Consider the following 19691-nt stretch of genomic DNA (forward strand, 5'->3'; position numbering starts at 1 on the left):
CAGCAATGGGATGTATAGGGGCTGACACCTGCCCGGTGCCGGAAGGTTAAGGGGAGCGGTTATCCGTAAGGAGAAGCTGTGAACTGAAGCCCCGGTAAACGGCGGCCGTAACTATAACGGTCCTAAGGTAGCGAAATTCCTTGTCGGGTAAGTTCCGACCCGCACGAAAGGTGTAACGATCTGGGAGCTGTCTCAACGCGAGACTCGGTGAAATTTAAGTACCGGTAAAGATGCCGGTTACCCGTGGTTAGACGGAAAGACCCCGTGAACCTTCACCGTAACTTATCATGGGGACTTGATTAGACATGTGTAGGATAGGTGGGAGACTTTGAAGCATGGGCGTTAGCTTGTGTGGAGTCAATGGTGAAATACCACCCTTGTTTGATTAGGTTTCTAACCCGACCCGTGAATCCGGGCCGGGGACAGTGATAGGCAGGCGGTTTGACTGGGGCGGTCGCCTCCAAAAGAGTAACGGAGGTGCGCGAAGGTCTCCTCGCGCCGGTTGGAAATCGGCGCATGAGTGTAAAGGCACAAGGAGGCTTGACTGCGAGGTTGACAGACCGAGCAGGTACGAAAGTAGGTCTTAGTGATCTGGCGGCAGCGAGTGGAAGCGCCGTCACTTAACGGATAAAAGGTACTCCGGGGATAACAGGCTGATCTTCCCCAAGAGTCCACATCGACGGGAAGGTTTGGCACCTCGATGTCGGCTCATCGCATCCTGGGGCTGAAGCAGGTCCCAAGGGTATGGCTGTTCGCCATTTAAAGCGGTACGTGAGCTGGGTTCAGAACGTCGCGAGACAGTTCGGTCCCTATCTGCCATGGGCGTTGGATGGTTGAGAGGAGCTGTTTTTAGTACGAGAGGACCGAAATGGACCGACCGCTGGTGTACCGGTTGTCCCGCCAGGGGCAAGTGCCGGGTAGCTACGTCGGGACGGGATAACCGCTGAAGGCATCTAAGCGGGAAGCCCTCCTCAAGATAAACCATCCCTGGGGGTTTAACCCCCCTAAAGGTACCAGGAAGACTACCTGGTCGATAGGTTGGAGGTCTAAGCATGGTAACATGTTCAGCCGACCAATACTAATCTGCCGTGAGGCTTGACCATATTATTGTTCTTTTATCTGACCACTAAAATGCTTTATAAATGTTTATTATTTTTGATAATATTTCTTTGAGCATTTTAGTGGTCAGATGCCCGGTGATTATTGCGGAGGTGGCACACCCGTTCCCTTTCCGAACACGGAAGTTAAGCCCTCCCGCGCCGATGATACTGCATCTCTAAGGTGCGGGAAAGTAGGTCATTGCCGGGCTTTTTTTATTTATTTGCCAGCGTGGAGTTTTGCTTAAAATAAAAAAACTCCGCTTTTCTTACCCCCAACCCCCCTTGGGGGTATTTTTTTTGTCTTTATATTCTTGAAAAAAAAAGATATTTTTATTATATTCTATTTATGAAAACGCTTAATGTTGCCATATCTGACGTAGAATATAACAAATTTGGCTTAACCAATAATGTATTGTCCTTCTCGGATTTTGTTGATATTGTCAGCAAGGAAATAATGAGAGAAAATATGAACGCCGCAATTACCCAAGCGGATATTTGCGGTATTTCTTCCATGACAACGGAAGATATTACATCAGAAGTTCAGGCTGTCCGCAGAAATGCAAAAAATTATAATTGATACCAATGTAATAGTTTCTTCGCTAATTCAAAAGAGTTATCCTTATCGTATAATTTTTGATTTGTTTATTGAAGATAAAATATGTCTATGTATTTCACCGCCGCTTATGGCAGAATACTATGCCGTACTGGAACGTCCAAAATTTGTGCAATTTCAGGGATTTACCACAAAAGCAAGAGCCGTTTTAGCCAATATTGAAATAAAAGCAGCTCGTTATAACCCCAAACTAACTCTTCATCTGGTTTCAGACAAAGATGACAACAAGATACTGGAACTTGCCGACGAATGTGGTGCAGATTTTGTGATAACTGGAAATACCAATGATTTTACTTTTCCTCTGTACAAGCAAACCAAAATTGTAACGCCAAAAGATTATTGGGAAAATTATAAACCGATAGATTGTTTTTTTATACCACGAACCAATTTAGTTATTAGGCATACATTTCAATAGCGTAAGGGGGCATTGTACCTCTCATAAGAACAATTTGTCATATTGACATTACTCCCAATAAATGGTGAATTAATTGAATGAATAAGTTAACAAATATTTCCAGACCGTTTAAGGTATTAATAAAATATATTTTATCTTACACTTGTAAAGATTGGAATTTAAAAAATTATCCCATAGAATATATAAAACAAAAACCTGTTGATGTTTCAAAAATGAATATTAAAATTTATCCTTGGAATGCAAGGATTATTAACTGGTATACGATGAGCGGAAGTGGAAATACAAAAGAAGAAGCGTTTTTGAAGTTAAAAAATAAATTTGAAAAACATAAATCGGAAAATAAGAAACTCCTAAGACCAGGGAAAAAAATGGCTATAGTATTCGCAAGTAGTTCAAAAATTGATAATTATGAAGTAGAGGCAATAGAATTTTTTGATAAAATATTTGATTTGAATTATATGGAAATGTTTATTTCGGATATTTCTTCATTATATGATTTTTGTTGGGCAGATGAATCTAAATTAACAGCAAAAGAAAAAATAAAAAAAAATTATGGAATAAATACTGATAATATAGAAGGGTTACTTATAGTAAATATTTTAGAACAAATTAGAAATAGTAAAAGAGGAAGTGGGTAGCAGCCCGCTTTCTTCGCATACTACCCACTTCCCCAAACTAGATGGAATTTTGGTATCAGCTACGTTGCGTGCCCAATGCTAGAGAAATAATATTTTGTCAAAATTCTTATTAATTCAATTTCTTTACAAAATCCTTCGCTGTTTCATTTTCCGGATCCAGACTAAAGGCTTTATCAAAATCTTGTTTTGCAAGCTCTTTTTTTCCTAATTCTATATAAATATATCCACGCCACGCGTAAGTATCAGCATTATCAGGTTCTAATTTAATGGCTTCACTAAAATCATTAATTGCTAATTCATATTGTCCGGTTTTTTCATACGCTAACGCCCGAAGATTATAAGCTAACGTGCTTTGTTCAAGCTTTATTTGTTCAGTATAACTTTCAATCGCTAAATCATATCGCTCTTTTTTTTCATAAGCGAATCCACGGTTTTCATAATGAATGGGATCATCTGGAGAAAGTTTTATAGCTACATTATAATCCTCAATAGCCTTATCATATTGCTCTTTAAATTCATAACACATTCCTCTGTTTCCGTAAAGCCATGCGAGATTACCTTCCATGATTTTTATGGATTTAGTAAAATCTTCAATCGCCAAATCATCTTGCCCATTTAATGCGTGAGTAGAGCCTCTACCGCCATACGCAAAAGCGTTATCAGGATCAATATTTATGGCTTCTGTGAATTTTTTGATTGATTTTTCATATTCGTCATTATGTCTGAATTTTTTCCCTTTTTCGCAAGCTAATTGCGCTTTTATCCTATTTGCAATATCTCGTTTATTCATCAAAATTCCTGCCTTGCCATAGTTATAATTTCGGCTGTTTGAACATTTAATGCCTTTAATGTAAGACGACCGGAACCGTCTGCATAATTTACAGTAATTATAACAACCGCATTAGCGCCTGACATTTTTCCGATACTAACAGCCGAATTGTCATCAACGTTCCCGGAAGTTTGAAAATTTTGTTCATTACGTATTCTTTCAATTTGCTGACGATCCACCAGCCTAAAACCAACGTTCACCAGATTATATTCTAAATCTTCAATGGCATAATCAGCATAACTATTTGTTTGATAATTTCCTTGTGCATTTAATTGTGCGGCATATCTTGCTTGTGCAGCCAATGTTGTTAATGTTTGCTTATCCATTTTTTGAACAAGAGAGCGAGCATCAGCATCAGAGTACCCTTGGGATTTTAATAAGTTTATTACTATCTGTTGATCATTACTATCTGCTGAAGAACTGCCGGATATAACGGCAATTCTTATTTTTTCGGGTAATTTTTTAATTAACTCTGAAGAGGCTTTATCAACTGCCTTTGTTATTTTCTTCCTTACCACAGATTCTTTTTCTTGTGGTTCAGGTATTCCATACATAGCTATTATTGAACTACATGAAACAAATAAATTTCCTAAAATAATAAATAGTACAAAAAAAACAAATAGCCTTTTCAAAAACATTCATTTTCTCCTTAGGATAGAGTTTATACTGTATCCAAAATTAGTTTTTTTACGCAATAATTCACAAACCAGAAATAGAGGCGTAAATGTCTACTTAGACTTCTCTTTGCCAACTTCATTTGTTTTATATACAAAAGCTCTTATATCGTCTTTAGTTTTGAACCAAAGATAAACATTTACGCTATCTGGAAGCCTCACAAAAAATACAGAATTATTAAAGCTATAAGTCTTATTCCTCTCTTTTACTGTATTAAGAGCTAACTGAGAATAAGTAGTAAATTCTTCACCTTCGAGTACGGTTATTGATAATCCAGAGACAGCTTCTTTGGCAATTGAAACAAATTTTTCATCTGTTTCACAAGTAGCTGAAACAATTTTGGTCTTAATACCGGAAACTGCTTCTGGGGAAAAAAATGAAAAATAAATTACTGTACCAGCAATAAGAACTGCCCAAGTAATAATATAGGCATACAAGAACTTTTTATTTTTTCCATATAAAAATTTTGGAAATTTATAAAAAAGAAATGTAATCGCTACCACCAGTGCTACAAATACAATTCCAATCAGTTTAAGTAAATATCCTATGTTTGCAATAGACCTCGAAGCAGCCTCAGCAGTCTCAGCTTCCTTAGCTTTATTCGCTGCTTTCGCTTTTCGATAGCATCCATCTGAACAATATGCAGTATTCCCTGCTGCATGATGCAGGTGATGAAACGTCCTACCACATTCTGGACATACTATCATTTCTCCCATTTTTTTCTCCTTTACATTGGTAACCAATGTTTTATGTGTATAAATTCATAAAACCATTTTTTGGATTATTTTAATAAAATAATTTTACCCAAAATTTCAGGTTATATGGCACATAACTTATATAAGCAAACAAAAGAACTTTTCCTTGTTTGTAAAAAAAACCGTGCATGGCTCCCCCTGCGTCTCCATTACCATGCCCCTTCATAAATTTTTCCAATGTACCAGCTTTTAGTCTTCTTGTCCTCGTTGTAAAAATCTAGTAATTCTTCATCACTTCCAACTAGCGCGCGTTCCGCGTTTTTGATGCGAGCCTCAAACATTATAATATTGTACTCAATATCGGACCTCAACTTATTAAGCCCATTGTCGTCAAGCCATTTGCGTGCGAGTTTATCGACCCATTCATTGGCAAGTTTATCGGCATACTCTTGTGATTGTGATTTCGCACAGTCTATAGTTTTTAAATATTTTACTATGGGCTTCCTAATGAAATAAACCACGTATACTAGCATTAAAACTAGCATTAAAACTTGCATTAGTAAAACGATGAAGGGATGAATCTTAAGGCCAAACTCATTTAAAATATTTAAAATTATTGAAATAAGCCATTTGAAAGGGAATAAGATAAGCAAAATACCTACCACAACACCTATGACGCTCCCGATCATTTCAGATATGAACAAGCGTTTCGCATCTCGAGGAAGTTCTTCATTGAGATACACGGCATACGCCGCTTGTAGCTCATCTAGCTTTTTTTTGTTTTTGGCAAGTTTTCTCTGCAAATCCGCAATGCGTTCTTTGATAAACGGAAGAAGTTTTTCACGGATTTCATTGATGAATTCATCACGATCCATCCATGCGTGTAAACTTTTATCCGCACTTACATTATCTATAACAAGATCGTATTCACACCCTGCCCCTGAACGCCGTGTCTGTTCCTTTCCGCATTTTAAACAAATAACCATTTCAGAATTTTCTCCTTAGGCAAGATGCCGCAATGTTCCATATTTATCCCTTCACGCCTTCAAGTGCGAGGGCAATATCAATGATTTTATCTGCCACTTCCTGCGGATGCTCTGTATACAACTTGGCGAGTCTGTAGAAATACAAATCTTCGTCTACAGGTTCCTTAAAGGGATATCGATTTGTACAGATGGAAAAAACTTTGTCATTTTTTTCATTTTTACATTTTGTGAAATTAACCATTTCATCTTTCATGCGAACCTCAATCTGTGGATTGCGTTCTTTTTCATTTTCGATGCAACATTCTATTTCAAAACTTTTCCAATCATAATTCACATCAAGAATGTAATCCCCGCCCATGATTTCAATTTGAATCATATCCCAACCATCGCCATTGTTGGGGCGAAACACAGCAACAGGGGGCGTGAACTTATCTTGCACTAGTTTTGTAATGTGTTCCTTGAACTCCTCCAATACTTTTTTGTTAAAATCCATATTGCGGCTTATATCAAGCGCCGCCCGTACTGAGTCATCATTCTTGGTGATCAGTTCAAAAATCTCGTTTTCCATTTTTGCATCCTCCGATTTTCCGCACAGCGATTTTATCGCCGCAATTAGTTGCCGCAGGTTCTCCCGCACTGGAACCGTTGTTTCCGGCGTATTCTCCAGTTCACACGCATCAAGCCATGCGAGAATGTCGTCCCTGAAAGAGAGCGGCACGTAATTATTCTTGCCGACACCGGCTTTTGAAAAATCCGATGGCTCATGTCCGTCAACGGTTAGGTAGAGTACCGGAACATTAACGTTGTTTTTCTTTTTTGCAAATTCGTAGTAATCTGCCACCTGTTTTGGCTGGTCTCCCGCCCAAATTTTAACTTCGATGGGTACGAAAACCCTGCCATCCTCAAGGGTAATGTCAATGCGGCGGTTTTCATCAATGACATACTCTGCCGTTACCTTCGTGTCTTTGATAATAAGCTCAAGCCGCTCCGGTAATTTTGGTGATATGGTCTCCCAAAACAAGCTAAGGTATCGGCTTCCTTGACAGTGTTTGCCCTGCGGATCAAGCAAGTCAGCGAGGACACGGCACATGATGACTTCTTTGTGGGCGATTCCGGCAACCATGAAGAGGTTATATTTCTCTCCTGTCTTCCGCCACTCCTCCTCAAAGCGTTTCCTGACCCCTGCGACTTCAGTCAACAATTGACAAACGTTATTTTCCAGTGTTTTATCCGTAAAAAACTCCTTTTACTGTTGTTTTTACACTATAAATATACCACATGATAGAAGTTTCTGCAAATAGTTTATCTAAAAAAATAACCAAATGTATATTATTTAACTATTGGCTGTAGGGTATAATATGGTATATTTAAAGTCGATTTTAGCCTCTAATATAAAAGCCCGTAGGAAATCTTTAGGATTAACTCAGGAAAAACTGGCGGAGATGATAAATACAGCCCCTACTTATATTGCCATGATAGAAGCTGAGCGCCGTACTCCGTCGTTTAATATGATAGAACGCTTGGCAAAGGCATTAAAAATCGACGCTCCAAACCTTTTTTCTATGAATAACTATCCGTCAGAATCGGTATCGGAAATCCATGAGGATTTATTGTCCCAATTTGACAAATTTTTAAGGGCAGCGGTTATCGAAATTGGGAAAAAATGAACAAATACCCATTGCCTCATAGTTAAACCATTTGCTAATTAATGAATAAATTACACTAGCGTGTGAGGGAAGCTCCTTTTTGCCGTTTTCCCCCTCTTTTTGAGGGCATTTTTTTGTCTTTATAGAATTACAGAGTAAAAAGTAATATGCCGATATTAACGATATGAAAAAGAATTATTTATTTTTAGCCATTTTGTTTTTGTCAGTAATTGTCCCGTTTCAATTACTGGCCGAGGGGACGGATGTTTTCCGTCAGGAAGGAATAGCATCGTGGTATGGCAGGGAATTTGAGGGTCGCCCGACCGCGTCGGGGGAAATTTTTGACGCTTCGCAGATGACGGCGGCTCATCCAAGCTTGCCCTTTGGCACTATGCTTGTTGTTACAAATCAACATAATAAAAAGAGCGTAACGGTAAGGGTAAATGATCGCGGTCCCTTTGTTCCGGCGAGAATAATCGATGTGTCAAGGGCTGCGGCTGAAAAGCTTGATATGATTGTTACGGGAACCGCGCCTGTTACCGTTGAAAGTCTAGATAAGATCGTCGTATCAACCCCTGTTTTGGGGACGCAAATGGCTGCTCCAGTGATTACTTCCCAGTCCGCCACACCCGTTGTTACTCCTCCCGTAACCGCTCAAAACGCGCCAATTCAAACTATTTCTGTTCCAACTGCGCCGATTCAAAATACTCCTGTTCAAACCGCGCCTGTAATTGTTTCTCAGCCTGTTACTGTTATTATCCCTGCTAATCAAATTAAATTAACGCCGGAAATGAATATTGTAGCTGGAAAAAATTACCGCTTGCAGGTTGGCTCTTTTAAGAACGCAAAAAACGCGGTTGAGGCGTTTGATAAATTAAAAGCTTCAGGACTAAACCCCGCTTATGAACGATTTATTAACGGAGATAATATTGAATTTTACCGCGTGGTAGTAGCCGGAGTTCGCGGAAGCGACGTGCGATTAACCGCAGAAAAAATCAGCGCTGCCGGTTTTAGGGAAGCGATAATTAAAGAAGAAAACTGATAATTTTTATGAATAATAAACCTCTTATCAGCCGTTCCGCATTACGGGCGGATTTTCTTCTGATTCTTACTGCGGCTATCTGGGGTTTTGGGTTTGTAGCCCAACTTTCAGGAATGGAATATTTTGGGCCTTTTGCATTTAACGGAATTCGTTTTATTTTAGGAAGCCTCTCGCTTGTTCCGCTTATTCTTATCAGGCGAAAAAAAGAGGCTTCTTCAGAGTCGAGGCCATCGCGGCTGTCGCTTATTTATTTATTAAAGGCTTCTCTTGCGGCGGGAAGCTGTCTTTTTATAGCCGTAATTCTTCAACAGTTTGGTTTGATTTTTACTACAGCCGGGAACGCCGGTTTTATTACGGGGCTTTATGTTGTATTTACCCCGATTGTGGGAATTTTTCTGGGAAGAAAAACCGGACTTCCAACTTGGATTGGTTCCGTTCTGACTCTTACAGGACTTTACTTTGTCAGCGCCGCTGGCCGTTCTTCAATTAATCCCGGTGATATAATTACCGTTATTAGCGCATTTTTATGGACCGCGCATGTTCTGCTTATCGATAGATTTATGAATGTTGATATTCAGCGTAATATTTCCATTGATCCCATAGAACTTTCCGCCGGGCAGTTTGCGGTCTGCGGAGTATTAATGCTGTTAGGCGCAATTTTTATTGAACCTCACATTACTTCCGCTGTAGAAAAAATTAATCCCTCATTGCTTGATAAAGGTCTTTTTAAATGGCTGCCTTTTCCCACTCTTATTGCCGCTTTTAAAAATGGCGCTCTGCGTCTTTCTTTACAGATGTTAATTCCAATCCTCTATGGCGGACTTGGCTCTGTAGGAATTGCCTATACTCTTCAAGTAGTCGCCCAAAGAGACGCGCCTCCCGCCCATGCGGTTATAATCCTATGTTTTGAAGGATGCTTTGCTGCTCTTGGAGGAGTGTTATTGCTTTCCGAGAAAATCAGTTTATGGTCATTGTTGGGATTTATTCTGATGCTTGCCGGGATGTTGGCTACTCAGTGGGATGTGATTGTTAAGGCGAATAAGATAACGGACAATACCCCTGATCCCTCTTTGTGATCTTTGTCCCTTTGTGTTCTTTGTGTGAAATATTCTGATAAAAATTTTAGAGTAATGCTTTAATTCTCTCCGCCGTCTCCACATCATCGCGCCCAGGTTCTATCCAATTACCATTGGGAATACCCGGAAAAAAAGTGATTTGACGTTTTGCGTAACGGCGGCTGTTTTGGGCGACTAATGCTTGCACCCCTTCGGTATCCTGCGAAAGCCGCCACTTGCTTTGTTTGTCTGCGGAAAAATCGCCGTCTTGTGCCGCTTCGACAAAAAATTCTCTGTAGCCGATGGCTCGCAAACCCGGGTCTTCGGGCGTGTAGCCTGACTTGAAAAGCGAACTTACCTCGGCGGCAAGACCCTGTTTGAACATATCGGCGCAACGTAAGTTTATTCGGTGGTACAGTTCTTCTCTGGGGCGGGAAAGGCCTATTACAAGAAAGTTAAATTTGGAACGGTTTTTAGCGGCGTTGGCTTCAAAAGATGAAAGGGGCTTGCCGCAGGAGCGGAAAACTTCCAGAGCGCGAAGAAGACGGTACTCGTCATTTATGTGGATGCGATTCGCACTCACGCTGTCGCAGGAGGCAAGTTCTTCCATAAGAGACGCTGCTCCTTTTTCGTTTAATTCACGTCTTAATTGTTCACGGAGCAATTTGTCGCCGGGGGGAGCTTCGCTCAATCCTAAAATAAAGTTTTTTAAATAAAAACCCGTTCCGCCCGACACTACAGGGAGTTTTCCGCGAGAGGTAATTTCGGCACAAGATTCATCGGCAAGACGGACGAAATCGCCTGCGTTAAATTGTTCGCTAGGGTCGCGGATATCGATTAAATGGTGGGGGAGCTTTGCTCTTTCGTCAGCCGAAGGCTTGGCTGTCCCGATGTTCATGCCTCTGTAGACTTGCATGGAATCGGCGGAAATAACCTCGGCTTGCAAGCTGGATTGGGAGTTAAAAAGTTGAAGGAGAATGCCGGTTTTGCCTGACGCTGTAGGGCCAAAGAGAATTAATACCGGAATAGCGGAGGTTTCCAAAAGTACTATTCAGCTTCCAGACGGAATTGGACTTCTTTGGTAAAAACCTGTAAGGCGGCAAGGGCGACCATTTTGCCGTCGTAATCGTCTTTTTCATCTTTTTCCAACACGGAAGAAAGCTGATAAGCCCTGCGTGAAGCCGCAGTGGTTATTTCGTACATATTGTCGCCGTACTCAATTAGTTCTTTTAATGGAAATATCATAACTAATTTATAGCGAATTTATCAACTTATGTCTAGTGGTTGGAAGGATTTTATTCGAAATATTTCACACAAAGCTCACAAAGGAACAAAGGACACAAAGGGGATCAGGGGTTTTTGTCCGAAGACAATGTGCGGACTTCACGATAAGATAACAAACAACAACCCCTTATTCCCTCTTTGTGATCTTCTCTTCTTTTGTGTCCTTTGTGAGAAACCTTAACGTAAAAGTGCCCTTGCTGTTTTTTCTTATTGCCGTTATAGTTTTTTCACTATGCGTAAATTATCAGACAGGACGGCTGGGTTTACCGATTCCGTTATTCGCCGCATGACCCGCATATCGCTCAAACATGGGGCGGTTAATCTTTCGCAGGGGTTTCCTGATTTTGATCCGCCAAAGGAAATTTTAGACCGATTGGCGGCTATTGCGCATACGGGGCCGCATCAGTATTCCATTACATGGGGAGCGCAAAATTTTCGCGAGGCTCTTTCCGACAAGCAGTCAAAATTGATGGGCAGGCAAATTGACCCTCAGCGTGAAATTGTTGTAACTTGCGGCAGTACCGAGGCGATGATGGCTGCGATGATGACTGTCGCAAACCCCGGCGACAAGGTGATTGTGTTTTCGCCGTTTTATGAAAATTACGGAGCGGACACGATTCTGTCGGGGGCGGAGCCGATTTATGTTCCTCTGCGTCCGCCTTTGTTCAACTTTGACGCGAATGAATTGGAAGCCGCTTTTAAGCAACGCCCCAAAGCGTTGATACTTTGCAATCCTTCCAACCCTTGCGGCAAAGCGTTTACACGAGACGAATTAACAGTAATCGCCGATCTTGCGAAAAAATATGACGCATATATCATTACCGATGAAGTGTATGAGCATATCGTTTACGCTCCCCATACCCATACCTACATTGCGTCCCTGCCCGGTATGTTTGAACGGACAATTTCTTGCAGTTCACTTTCTAAAACTTATTCGATTACCGGTTGGCGGTTGGGATATATCATCGCTACGGAAGAAATTATTGAAGTGGCAAAAAAAGTACACGACTTTTTAACAGTGGGCGCTGCGGCTCCCCTGCAAGAAGCGGCGGTTGTGGGATTGCGTTTTCCCGCCGCATACTACGAAAAACTGTTACGTGAATATACCGAGAGGCGGCAACTTTTCCTTAAAGGGTTAGACGATCTCGGCATACGGCACACAAATCCCGAAGGCGCATACTATGTAATGCTTGATATTTCAGAATACGGCTATAAAAGCGATTTGGATTTTTGCGAGAAGTTAGCTGAAAAGGTAGGCGTAGGAGCGGTTCCCGGTTCCAGTTTTTTCCGAGAAGACGTAAATACGCTGATACGTTTTCATTTCGCTAAAAAGAACGACACTCTTTATGAAGCGTTGAATAGATTGGAAAAAATGAAAGAGCGAATGAGAAAGTAAAGTTATGCTCGACGGCGATCTTGCCGTGTTGTATAAGGTATAAACCAAGTTTCTTAATAGAACTGTAAAAAGACATAAAAAACGTTTTCCATCTGATTTTATGTTTCAGCTTACTAAAAGAGAATGTGAAAACTTGAGGTGCCAAATTGGCACCTCAAGTTGGGGCGGTTTAAGATATTTGCCTTATGCGTTTACCGAACAAGGAATAGCTATGCTTTCGGGGCTTTTGAATAGCGATATTGCGATAAAAGTAAATGTCAATATTATGCGGACTTTTGTACAGTTAAGACATTATGTGCTTGATAAGTCAGGTACAAAATCAGATATAAATAAACAAATAGCAGAACTTCGCAAACTGCTTATGCTCTATATCGAAAAAAATGATAAGCGGGTGAATGAAATAATTATCGCTCTTAATAATCTTATTAAAAAGCCGCCGGAAACTAAAAGAATTGGTTTTTAATTACTCTGCTGGCTCAACATTGCGCTAATTTTGAAAAGTTACGTTCATCGTTTTTTACTAAGATCCCAATAATTTTTACGCATATCTTACCGACGTCTGCTTTTATCATAATTTCGAGGTATAATTCTATCATTTTTTCCTTGACAAAAATTTAGATAAGATAATAAAATGTACACAATGGTAGAAACCAGAAAATACTAAATATAAATGGGGGACAAAAATGAACATCGACAAAATTGTAGACAAGAAGTACGAAAAAATGACATTCAAGGAAATCGCCGCCGCTCCGGTAGACGCGCTTTCCGGCATCAGTGAAGGTGATGCTGATTTGCTCAAAAAAGCCTTTAAGGTAAAAACCGTTTCAGACTTGGCGAAGCTCAAGTATGTGAAATGGGCGCAGGCCATCTGCACCCTTGCCGACGGCGAGGCATGATTAACAGGGGGCTGTCCAATAAGTTTTAATTTTACCACGAACCAACACAAACAATGATAAGATATGTGCAAAAAGTTCGTGAATGTACCGAAGGTACAGTTCGTGTGGTTCGTGGTAGAAATTTTTCTTTTTGGACGTCGACTGTTAATGTAGTTCGTGGTAGAATTCTTAGTCTCTCTTCCTACAAAAAAACCTGTTCAAGATAAACCGCTAGTCCTTCTTCCGTATTTGGACCGTAAATCAAATCCGCCTGTTCGCGGATTTTTTCTCTCGCGTTTTCGGGGGCTCCGGCAAATCCCACGACAGAGAACATAGGCACGTCGTTTTCTTCGTCTCCAAAGGCGATTACTTCTTCGGGTTTTAGCCCCCTGTGTTCCATCGCGATTCTTAGGCCTTCGCCCTTGGAAACTCCGTTGTTTATGACTTCCAAAAATGTCGGATAACTTCGCATTATGCTTATTTTATCGCCAAAACGCTCTTTAAATTTTTGCCGCACTTTATCGTGCAGAGAAGGATCGGCGATAAACATTCCCTTGATACAGCCGTCAAGCGGCAGGGAAGCAATGCTCTTTAAATCTTTTATTACCGCTTTAACCCCGGTGTGCTTGTAATACATCTCAGCTTCGGGACCATATTTTTCTATTAATAACGCTTCCCATCTTTGTTTTGGATCCTGTTTGCCGCTGTCAGGTGAAATTCCTGCGGGCAGATAAACTTGATAATGTATTTCAAGCTCGCGGGCTAAATTCGCTCCAAAATCGACAACGTCAAGGCTTATCAAATTTGTATGAAGCATTCTGCCTGAAGGAACGTCAGCTACTTCCGCGCCGTTAAAAAAAACCATCGGTCCTTCCGTTCCAATCGCGCTCCTGTATTTTTCCGACGCTTCAATCGCCCTTCCGGTCGAAATTATTATGTGCATTCCTTTTGAAATAAGTTTTTGCAAACATTTTTTTGTCCTGTCTCCCAAGACTCCTTCGGGCAGTAATGTGGTTCCGTCAAGGTCTATCGCGAGCCCCCTGATTTTCTTTGGATCGTAACTTCTCATATCGCAAGTATACAGATAGAATATAAGTTATTCAACTTATAATGAAAAATGTGATATAATATTTTTTATATATGGAGGATAGAAATGAATACTGATAATAAAGCAAAGAAAGTTATGAAAGCGTTGTGTCTGGCGGTGTTACTGGCAATAACCGCCGCAAACGCCGTTTTATGGGGACAAACTCCCTTAGCGGCGGAAGAGTATCTAAAGCGCGCTGACGCGTATGCCATTAATGGCGAACTAGACAAGGCAATTATTGAATTAGGGCAGGCGTTGCAGCTTTACCCCAAGTACGCGCAAGCGTATTACTATCGCGGTAACGCGTATGCCAGAAAAGGCGACTTTGACTCGGCAATAGCGGACTATAATCAGGCAATACGGCTTAAACCAGACTTTGGCGATGCGTTATTTGATCGCGCCAATGCCTATGCCAATAAAGGCGATTACGACATGGCAATTTCGGGTTATGGCCGCGTACTTCTGTTGTATCCCAATGAAGCGGGTGTGTATTTCAGCCGCGCCAACGCTTATTCCGATAAAGGAGATTACGACAAGGCAATTGCGGACTATGGACAGGCAATCCGTTTAAAATCAGATTATGGCGAGGCTTATTATAACCGAGGCAATTCTTACGCCAATAAGGGCGATTATGACAAGGCAATCGCGGATTATAGCCAGGTGATCCTAATGTACCCCAATTTTGCTATGGCGTATAACAATAGAGGTTATTTGTATTACCTAAAAAAAGACTACGACAAGGCAATTATGGACTTTGAATCAACGCTAAAAGCAGATCCGAATCACGAATATGCAAGGCAGAATCTTGAATTAGCCAAAAAAGAAAAAAATTAAAAAGGATAAAATGAAAAAAATTAAAGCAAAAAAGGAAGCAAACAAACGGCTGGAATAGCGATAATGATTATTATCACAGTTTTTGTTCTCATTATTGTTATATCGAAAAAAATAAGGCAAATAGAATTCGATGCGGAAGGTAAAATGGATCCGAATAATTTTATTGTGCGCTATAAAAAAAGCACCTTAATATTTTATATAATTTATACCATAATGTTTACGTCTGCATTAGGATACGTAGATTTTCCTTTTAATTTTGATAGTGATAAAGAATTAAAGCAAGCGTTGGTATTGTGGCTTTTACCATTATTCGGTCTTATCGGTATTTTTCTATGGCTTAGATTTAAAATCGTTGTAAATGGAAATCAAATAACGTCCAGAGCTTACCTTGGAAGAAAGAAAACTTTTACTATTGACGATATTACAAAAGTAGAACAGGGGATAAAACAAACGGATGCGGGGCTTACAGAATATATTACCGCCTATCATCAAGAGGAAAAGCTTTTTACCGTTAAATCCGCGTGTCCGGGTTATAATGTTTTGGTTTCATGCTTAAAAGATAAAGTTGCGCGTTTTGTAATTGGTAAAAAATGCATGCAATGCAATACCGTATATTCTGTTTCAGATAGAGTATGTCCTAATTGCCGTTCACCTTTATTTCAAGAAATAATTCAGGAAAGAACAAGTCAAAGTCAAGGATATAAACCGTTATTTGCGCCCGTGTCAGGCGATACGTGGGTTTGTAAAAAATGCGAACAAGTAAATAGTTCTAATTCTTCTATATGCAAAGGGTGTGGGGAGTATAAATAAGGAGGCAATCTAATGTATGTATATTTATTGTTAAGTTTTTCCTGCGTTCTCTGTTTTGTCGTGCCTTTTCTCGCGCTGAGAGAAGCCAATAAAACAGGAATAATAACAGACGCGGATGATTTTACCGTCCGCAAACCAAAAACAAACCTTATTATTTTTGTTTTCTTCACCGTTTTTCTTTTATTCATATATGTAATGTCATTAATGACAATTGAAGATACGTCTCAAAAATTTACTTTTGCGCTTGGTTTCTTGCCTGTTTTATTACTTGGCAATTTTGTTGTCTTTATATGCGTCAGGTGGAAAGTTAAAGTTAAAGACAAACAAATAACATTTACGCCTTATTTTGGGAGCAAGAAATTGTTTGGTTTTAATCATATTACATTGGTTAAATATGGAATTAAATTAATATTGATGAAAAACGGCAGTACGGTACAAAGAGATTATATTAAAGCGTATCATGAAAAGAAAACTCTTTTTTTTCTTAGAGACGACTATCCCGGTTTCCGTACGTTTGTGCAACGATTAAAAGACGAGAGCGTGCCTATTGAGTGGTGAAACGCGCGACGGCAAACATTTTTATACTTTACTCTTCTATAAAAAATAATATATTATTAACAGATAGGAGTTTTTATGAGAGTTATTACTTTTGGTGAGATTATGCTGCGTCTTGCGCCTGAAGGTTATTATCGTTTTGTTCAGGCGGATTCTTACGGCGCGATTTACGGCGGCGGCGAGGCGAATGTCGCTGTTTCTCTTGCCGGTTTTGGAATTGACGCGGCTTTTGTGACAAAACTTCCCAAGCACGAAATAGGGCAGGGCGCGGTTAACAGCCTTAGAAAATTCGGGGTAGACACTTCCCTGATAGTGCGCGGCGGCGACAGGGTTGGAATTTATTTTCTTGAAAAGGGAGCTTCCCAGCGTCCGTCTAAAGTGATTTATGACCGCGCCCATTCCGCGATTGCTATGGCCGTGGAGTCAGACTTTGACTGGGATAAAATTTTTAAAGACGCTAATTGGTTTCACTTTACGGGGATAACGCCCGCGCTTTCAGATAACGCGGCATTAATCTGCATGGCGGCGGTAAAAACTGCGCGGTTAAAGGGTATTACCGTCTCCTGCGACATAAACTACCGCGCCAATCTTTGGACGCGGGAGAAAGCCCGCGATGTTATGGGCAAACTTATGGAGTACGTTGATATTTGCATAGCTAACGAAGAAGACGCCGCCGATGTCTTTGGCATTAAAGCGTCGGGAAGCGACGTGACAGCCGGTAAAATCAGCCATGACGGCTACAGGGAAGTCGCCGCCGCCCTTATTAAAAAGTTTAATTTTAAGCAGACGGCGATTACATTAAGGGAATCAATTTCAGCTAACGACAACAATTGGGGCGCGATGCTCTGCACGGGAAAGGATTTTTATTTCTCTAAAAAATACGCGGTTCATATTGTGGACAGGGTAGGCGGCGGCGACAGTTTCGGAGCGGGGCTTATCTACGCTAACCTTCAAAGAATGTCCCCCGACGAAGGGCTGGAATTTGCAGTCGCGGCAAGCTGTTTAAAACACACAATCGAGGGCGACATAAATCTGGTTTCCGCCGATGAAGTTAAAAAGCTGGCTTCAGGCAACGCGTCGGGAAGGGTGCAGAGGTAGGTTTTAACGCTCGTTTTTAATGTTGTTTTTTCCCGAATAATAGGATAGAATAATAAAACCTCAAACGAGATAAATTTTAAGGAGAAAAATATGGCAAGACAAAAAATTACGGAAGCGCTTAAAGCTGGAAAAGTGTTAATTTCTGACGGGGCATGGGGAACTTTTTTGCATAAAAAGGGCTTGAAACCCGGGGAATGTCCCGAGTTGTGGTGTGTTGACAGGCCGGCTGATGTTTTGGATGTGGCGAAAAATTATATTGACGCGGGCGCGGACATGGTCGAGACGGACAGTTTTGGCGGAAGCAGTTTTAAATTGGCTCACTTTAAACTTGACGGCAGGGCGGCGGAAATAAATGAAGCCGCGGCGAAAATTTCCCGCCAAGCGGCAGGGGACAATCATTGGGTAATAGCGTCTATCGGCCCCACCGGGAAAATGCTTGTTACCGAAGAAGTTACGGAAGAGGAACTTTACGAGGCGTTTAAAACGCAAGCGGTCGCTTTTGAAAAAGGCGGGGCGGATGCGGCATGTATCGAAACTATGAGCGATATACAGGAAGCTTGTCAGGCTGTTAAGGCTGTCAAGGAAAATACAAAATTGGAAATTATCTGCACGTTTACTTTTGAAAAAACAGTACAGGGAGAGTACAGAACGATGATGGGGGCTGATCCTGTTTCAGCGATGAACGCGGTTATCGAAGCGGGCGCGGATATTGTCGGCGCAAACTGCGGCAACGGCATTGAGAGAATGATCGAAATCGTAACTATTATGAGATCTGCAAATAAAACTATTCCCATTCTTGTTCACGCCAACGCGGGTCTTCCCAAAAATGTAAACGGGCAGACAGTGTTCCCCGAAACTCCCGAAGATATGGCGGCTATCGCTCCAAAACTTGCCGCCGCCGGAGCGAACATAATCGGCGGTTGTTGCGGAACTACGCCGGCTCACATTAAAGCAATTAAAGAAGCGTTGAATAAATAATTATAAGGAGAATTTATTATGATGAAAACCAAATTTCTTTCCACCGCCATCGGCTCAATGCCTTTTGAGGATCCCGCCTACGCGGTTGGCGTTTCGTTAAAATCCATGGACGCGCCGATTTGGCCCCAGCTTCCGCGTCTTGGGCTTTTAGAGCAAATGGAAGTGCAATACTCGGAGAATATGCCATGCGCGGTTGTTGATACCGAAAAAAACAGATTGTACTTTAAAACTGACGTGGATTATTCGGAAAAATTCGCGGAGTTTTATGAGGCTTATATGGCGGCAACAGACGAAGGCACGAATGATTTTTCTAAAATGGCAATCAGCGAAAAATATTCCAAAGGCATCTACGCTCTTTTAAAAAACTTAAAAGAAAAGGGTTCCAAAAGAACGTGGCTTAAAGTGCAGACTACGGGGCCGATTACTTTCGCGCTTTCAATCGTAGATGAAAACAAACGCGCCATGTACTACAACGAAGAATTCCGTGACGTAATTGTAAAATCAATCGCGATGAAAAGCCGCTGGCAGATTCAGCAATTTAAACCTTTCGCCGAAAATATTATCTGCTTTTTAGACGAACCAATTTTGTCGGCGTTTGGAAGCTCCACCTATGTCTCCGTTAAACGAGAAGACGTGGTAAGCATTTTAGCCGAGTCAATTGAAGCGCTCCATGCCGAAGGGGCTATCGCGGGCATTCACTGCTGCGGCAATACCGAATGGAGCATTCTTATTGATGCTGGCGTGGACATCGTAAACTTTGACGCGTTTGAATACGGCGATACAATCGCCATTTATGCCGACAGCGTAAAAAAACATCTCCAGAAGGGCGGAGTGCTTGCATGGGGCGTAGTGCCTACTTCCGAAAAAATCAGAGAGCAGACGGTAGAGTCCCTTGAAAAACAGCTTGAAAAAGTTATGGATAATCTTGCTTCAAAAGGCATTGATAAAAAACTGATAATCGATCAGGCGATGATCACTCCTTCATGCGGGACAGGCTCTCTTGCGGCGGCAGACGCGGAAAAAGTTTTTTCGCTTTTATGCGATTTAACCAAACGGATGAAGGAAAAATACGCTTAAAAG

22 protein-coding genes, 2 rRNA genes and 1 pseudogene (1 of these 25 only partly in view) are annotated in these 19691 nt (G+C 41.1%); 17 read left to right on the forward strand and 8 right to left on the reverse strand.

Going from position 1 to position 19691, the window contains the following annotated elements; all coding sequences use genetic code 11:
• From ACYVRH_RS00950 to ACYVRH_RS00970, 5 genes are all read left to right on the forward strand, one after another.
• Positions 1 to 1103 (forward strand): 23S ribosomal RNA (locus ACYVRH_RS00950) (it extends 1829 nt beyond the left edge of the window).
• Positions 1104 to 1192: 89 nt separating this feature from the next.
• Positions 1193 to 1308, forward strand: a 5S ribosomal RNA gene (gene rrf, locus ACYVRH_RS00955).
• 138 nt (positions 1309 to 1446) lie between these two features.
• Positions 1447 to 1677: a hypothetical protein gene (locus ACYVRH_RS00960; RefSeq protein ID WP_461255058.1), complete on the forward strand. Its 231-nt coding sequence runs from the start codon at positions 1447 to 1449 to the stop codon at positions 1675 to 1677.
• Entirely contained in the window at positions 1658 to 2128 is a 471-nt protein-coding gene (locus ACYVRH_RS00965; protein ID WP_461255059.1) for a putative toxin-antitoxin system toxin component, PIN family, read from the forward strand. The genes ACYVRH_RS00960 and ACYVRH_RS00965 overlap by 20 nt, the downstream gene beginning before the upstream one ends.
• A 77-nt stretch (positions 2129 to 2205) precedes the next feature.
• Positions 2206 to 2766, forward strand: coding sequence for a hypothetical protein (locus ACYVRH_RS00970; RefSeq protein WP_461255060.1), 561 nt, complete (start codon positions 2206 to 2208; stop codon positions 2764 to 2766).
• Between the two features lie 109 nt (positions 2767 to 2875).
• Here the strand turns inward: ACYVRH_RS00970 and ACYVRH_RS00975 are convergent, their stop codons facing one another.
• The 5 genes from ACYVRH_RS00975 to ACYVRH_RS00995 all read right to left on the reverse strand — a co-directional run bounded on the left by ACYVRH_RS00975 (position 2876) and on the right by ACYVRH_RS00995 (position 7152).
• Positions 2876 to 3556, reverse strand: a complete 681-nt coding sequence (locus ACYVRH_RS00975; protein WP_461255061.1) for a tetratricopeptide repeat protein — start codon at positions 3554 to 3556, stop codon at positions 2876 to 2878.
• Entirely contained in the window at positions 3556 to 4233 is a 678-nt protein-coding gene (locus ACYVRH_RS00980; RefSeq protein WP_461255062.1) for a hypothetical protein, read from the reverse strand. The genes ACYVRH_RS00975 and ACYVRH_RS00980 overlap by 1 nt, the downstream gene beginning before the upstream one ends.
• 90 nt (positions 4234 to 4323) lie before the next feature.
• Positions 4324 to 4986 (reverse strand): hypothetical protein, encoded by a 663-nt coding sequence (locus ACYVRH_RS00985; RefSeq protein ID WP_461255063.1) that lies wholly within the window; start codon positions 4984 to 4986, stop codon positions 4324 to 4326.
• A gap of 188 nt (positions 4987 to 5174) precedes the next feature.
• Positions 5175 to 5951 (reverse strand): hypothetical protein, encoded by a 777-nt coding sequence (locus ACYVRH_RS00990; RefSeq protein ID WP_461255064.1) that lies wholly within the window; start codon positions 5949 to 5951, stop codon positions 5175 to 5177.
• 43 nt (positions 5952 to 5994) lie between these two features.
• On the reverse strand, positions 5995 to 7152 hold the full coding sequence (locus ACYVRH_RS00995; protein WP_461255065.1) for a PDDEXK-like family protein: 1158 nt from the start codon (positions 7150 to 7152) through the stop codon (positions 5995 to 5997).
• A gap of 157 nt (positions 7153 to 7309) precedes the next feature.
• On the opposite strand from ACYVRH_RS00995, the gene ACYVRH_RS01000 reads away from it, so the two are divergent.
• From ACYVRH_RS01000 to ACYVRH_RS01010, 3 genes are all read left to right on the forward strand, one after another.
• Complete coding sequence (locus ACYVRH_RS01000) at positions 7310 to 7618, forward strand: helix-turn-helix domain-containing protein (RefSeq protein ID WP_461255066.1); 309 nt, start codon at positions 7310 to 7312, stop codon at positions 7616 to 7618.
• 163 nt (positions 7619 to 7781) lie between these two features.
• Positions 7782 to 8639 carry a septal ring lytic transglycosylase RlpA family protein gene (locus tag ACYVRH_RS01005; RefSeq protein WP_461255067.1) on the forward strand — a complete coding sequence of 286 codons (858 nt, stop codon included), beginning with the start codon at positions 7782 to 7784 and terminating at the stop codon, positions 8637 to 8639.
• Positions 8640 to 8647: 8 nt separating this feature from the next.
• Positions 8648 to 9715, forward strand: coding sequence for a DMT family transporter (locus tag ACYVRH_RS01010; protein WP_461255068.1), 1068 nt, complete (start codon positions 8648 to 8650; stop codon positions 9713 to 9715).
• A gap of 46 nt (positions 9716 to 9761) precedes the next feature.
• On the opposite strand, the gene miaA is transcribed toward ACYVRH_RS01010, so the two are convergent.
• Complete coding sequence (gene miaA / locus ACYVRH_RS01015) at positions 9762 to 10736, reverse strand: tRNA (adenosine(37)-N6)-dimethylallyltransferase MiaA (protein WP_461255069.1); 975 nt, start codon at positions 10734 to 10736, stop codon at positions 9762 to 9764.
• A 5-nt stretch (positions 10737 to 10741) separates the two neighbouring features.
• The gene (locus ACYVRH_RS01020; RefSeq protein ID WP_461246432.1) at positions 10742 to 10939 is read right to left on the reverse strand and encodes a DNA-directed RNA polymerase subunit omega; all 198 of its coding nucleotides are present in this window, start codon (positions 10937 to 10939) and stop codon (positions 10742 to 10744) included.
• 271 nt (positions 10940 to 11210) lie between these two features.
• Here ACYVRH_RS01020 and ACYVRH_RS01025 point away from each other — a divergent pair, with 271 nt between their 5' ends.
• The 3 genes and pseudogenes from ACYVRH_RS01025 (at position 11211) to ACYVRH_RS01035 (ending at position 13270) form a co-directional block, all read left to right on the forward strand.
• Positions 11211 to 12374 (forward strand): pyridoxal phosphate-dependent aminotransferase, encoded by a 1164-nt coding sequence (locus ACYVRH_RS01025; RefSeq protein ID WP_461255070.1) that lies wholly within the window; start codon positions 11211 to 11213, stop codon positions 12372 to 12374.
• 55 nt (positions 12375 to 12429) lie between these two features.
• Positions 12430 to 12837: pseudogene (locus ACYVRH_RS01030) on the forward strand (ORF6N domain-containing protein); the annotation flags it as partial.
• A 220-nt stretch (positions 12838 to 13057) separates the two neighbouring features.
• A complete protein-coding gene (locus ACYVRH_RS01035; RefSeq protein WP_461251195.1) occupies positions 13058 to 13270 on the forward strand; it encodes a hypothetical protein in 213 nt (70 codons plus the stop codon).
• Between the two features lie 181 nt (positions 13271 to 13451).
• Here ACYVRH_RS01035 and ACYVRH_RS01040 read toward each other — a convergent pair whose 3' ends face one another.
• On the reverse strand, positions 13452 to 14318 hold the full coding sequence (locus tag ACYVRH_RS01040; RefSeq protein WP_461255071.1) for a Cof-type HAD-IIB family hydrolase: 867 nt from the start codon (positions 14316 to 14318) through the stop codon (positions 13452 to 13454).
• Between the two features lie 84 nt (positions 14319 to 14402).
• On the opposite strand from ACYVRH_RS01040, the gene ACYVRH_RS01045 reads away from it, so the two are divergent.
• From ACYVRH_RS01045 to ACYVRH_RS01070, 6 genes are all read left to right on the forward strand, one after another.
• The gene (locus ACYVRH_RS01045; RefSeq protein ID WP_461255072.1) at positions 14403 to 15170 is read left to right on the forward strand and encodes a tetratricopeptide repeat protein; all 768 of its coding nucleotides are present in this window, start codon (positions 14403 to 14405) and stop codon (positions 15168 to 15170) included.
• Positions 15171 to 15233: 63 nt separating this feature from the next.
• Positions 15234 to 15980: a DUF6560 family protein gene (locus ACYVRH_RS01050; protein WP_461255073.1), complete on the forward strand. Its 747-nt coding sequence runs from the start codon at positions 15234 to 15236 to the stop codon at positions 15978 to 15980.
• Between the two features lie 12 nt (positions 15981 to 15992).
• Complete coding sequence (locus ACYVRH_RS01055; RefSeq protein WP_461255074.1) at positions 15993 to 16538, forward strand: DUF6560 family protein; 546 nt, start codon at positions 15993 to 15995, stop codon at positions 16536 to 16538.
• A gap of 75 nt (positions 16539 to 16613) precedes the next feature.
• Positions 16614 to 17633 (forward strand): PfkB family carbohydrate kinase, encoded by a 1020-nt coding sequence (locus tag ACYVRH_RS01060; RefSeq protein ID WP_461255075.1) that lies wholly within the window; start codon positions 16614 to 16616, stop codon positions 17631 to 17633.
• A gap of 90 nt (positions 17634 to 17723) precedes the next feature.
• Positions 17724 to 18611, forward strand: coding sequence for a homocysteine S-methyltransferase family protein (locus tag ACYVRH_RS01065; protein ID WP_461255076.1), 888 nt, complete (start codon positions 17724 to 17726; stop codon positions 18609 to 18611).
• Between the two features lie 18 nt (positions 18612 to 18629).
• Positions 18630 to 19688 carry a uroporphyrinogen decarboxylase/cobalamine-independent methonine synthase family protein gene (locus tag ACYVRH_RS01070; protein WP_461255077.1) on the forward strand — a complete coding sequence of 353 codons (1059 nt, stop codon included), beginning with the start codon at positions 18630 to 18632 and terminating at the stop codon, positions 19686 to 19688.
• Positions 19689 to 19691 lie beyond the last annotated feature (3 nt).

This window comes from Treponema sp. R80B11-R83G3 (assembly GCF_054786115.1).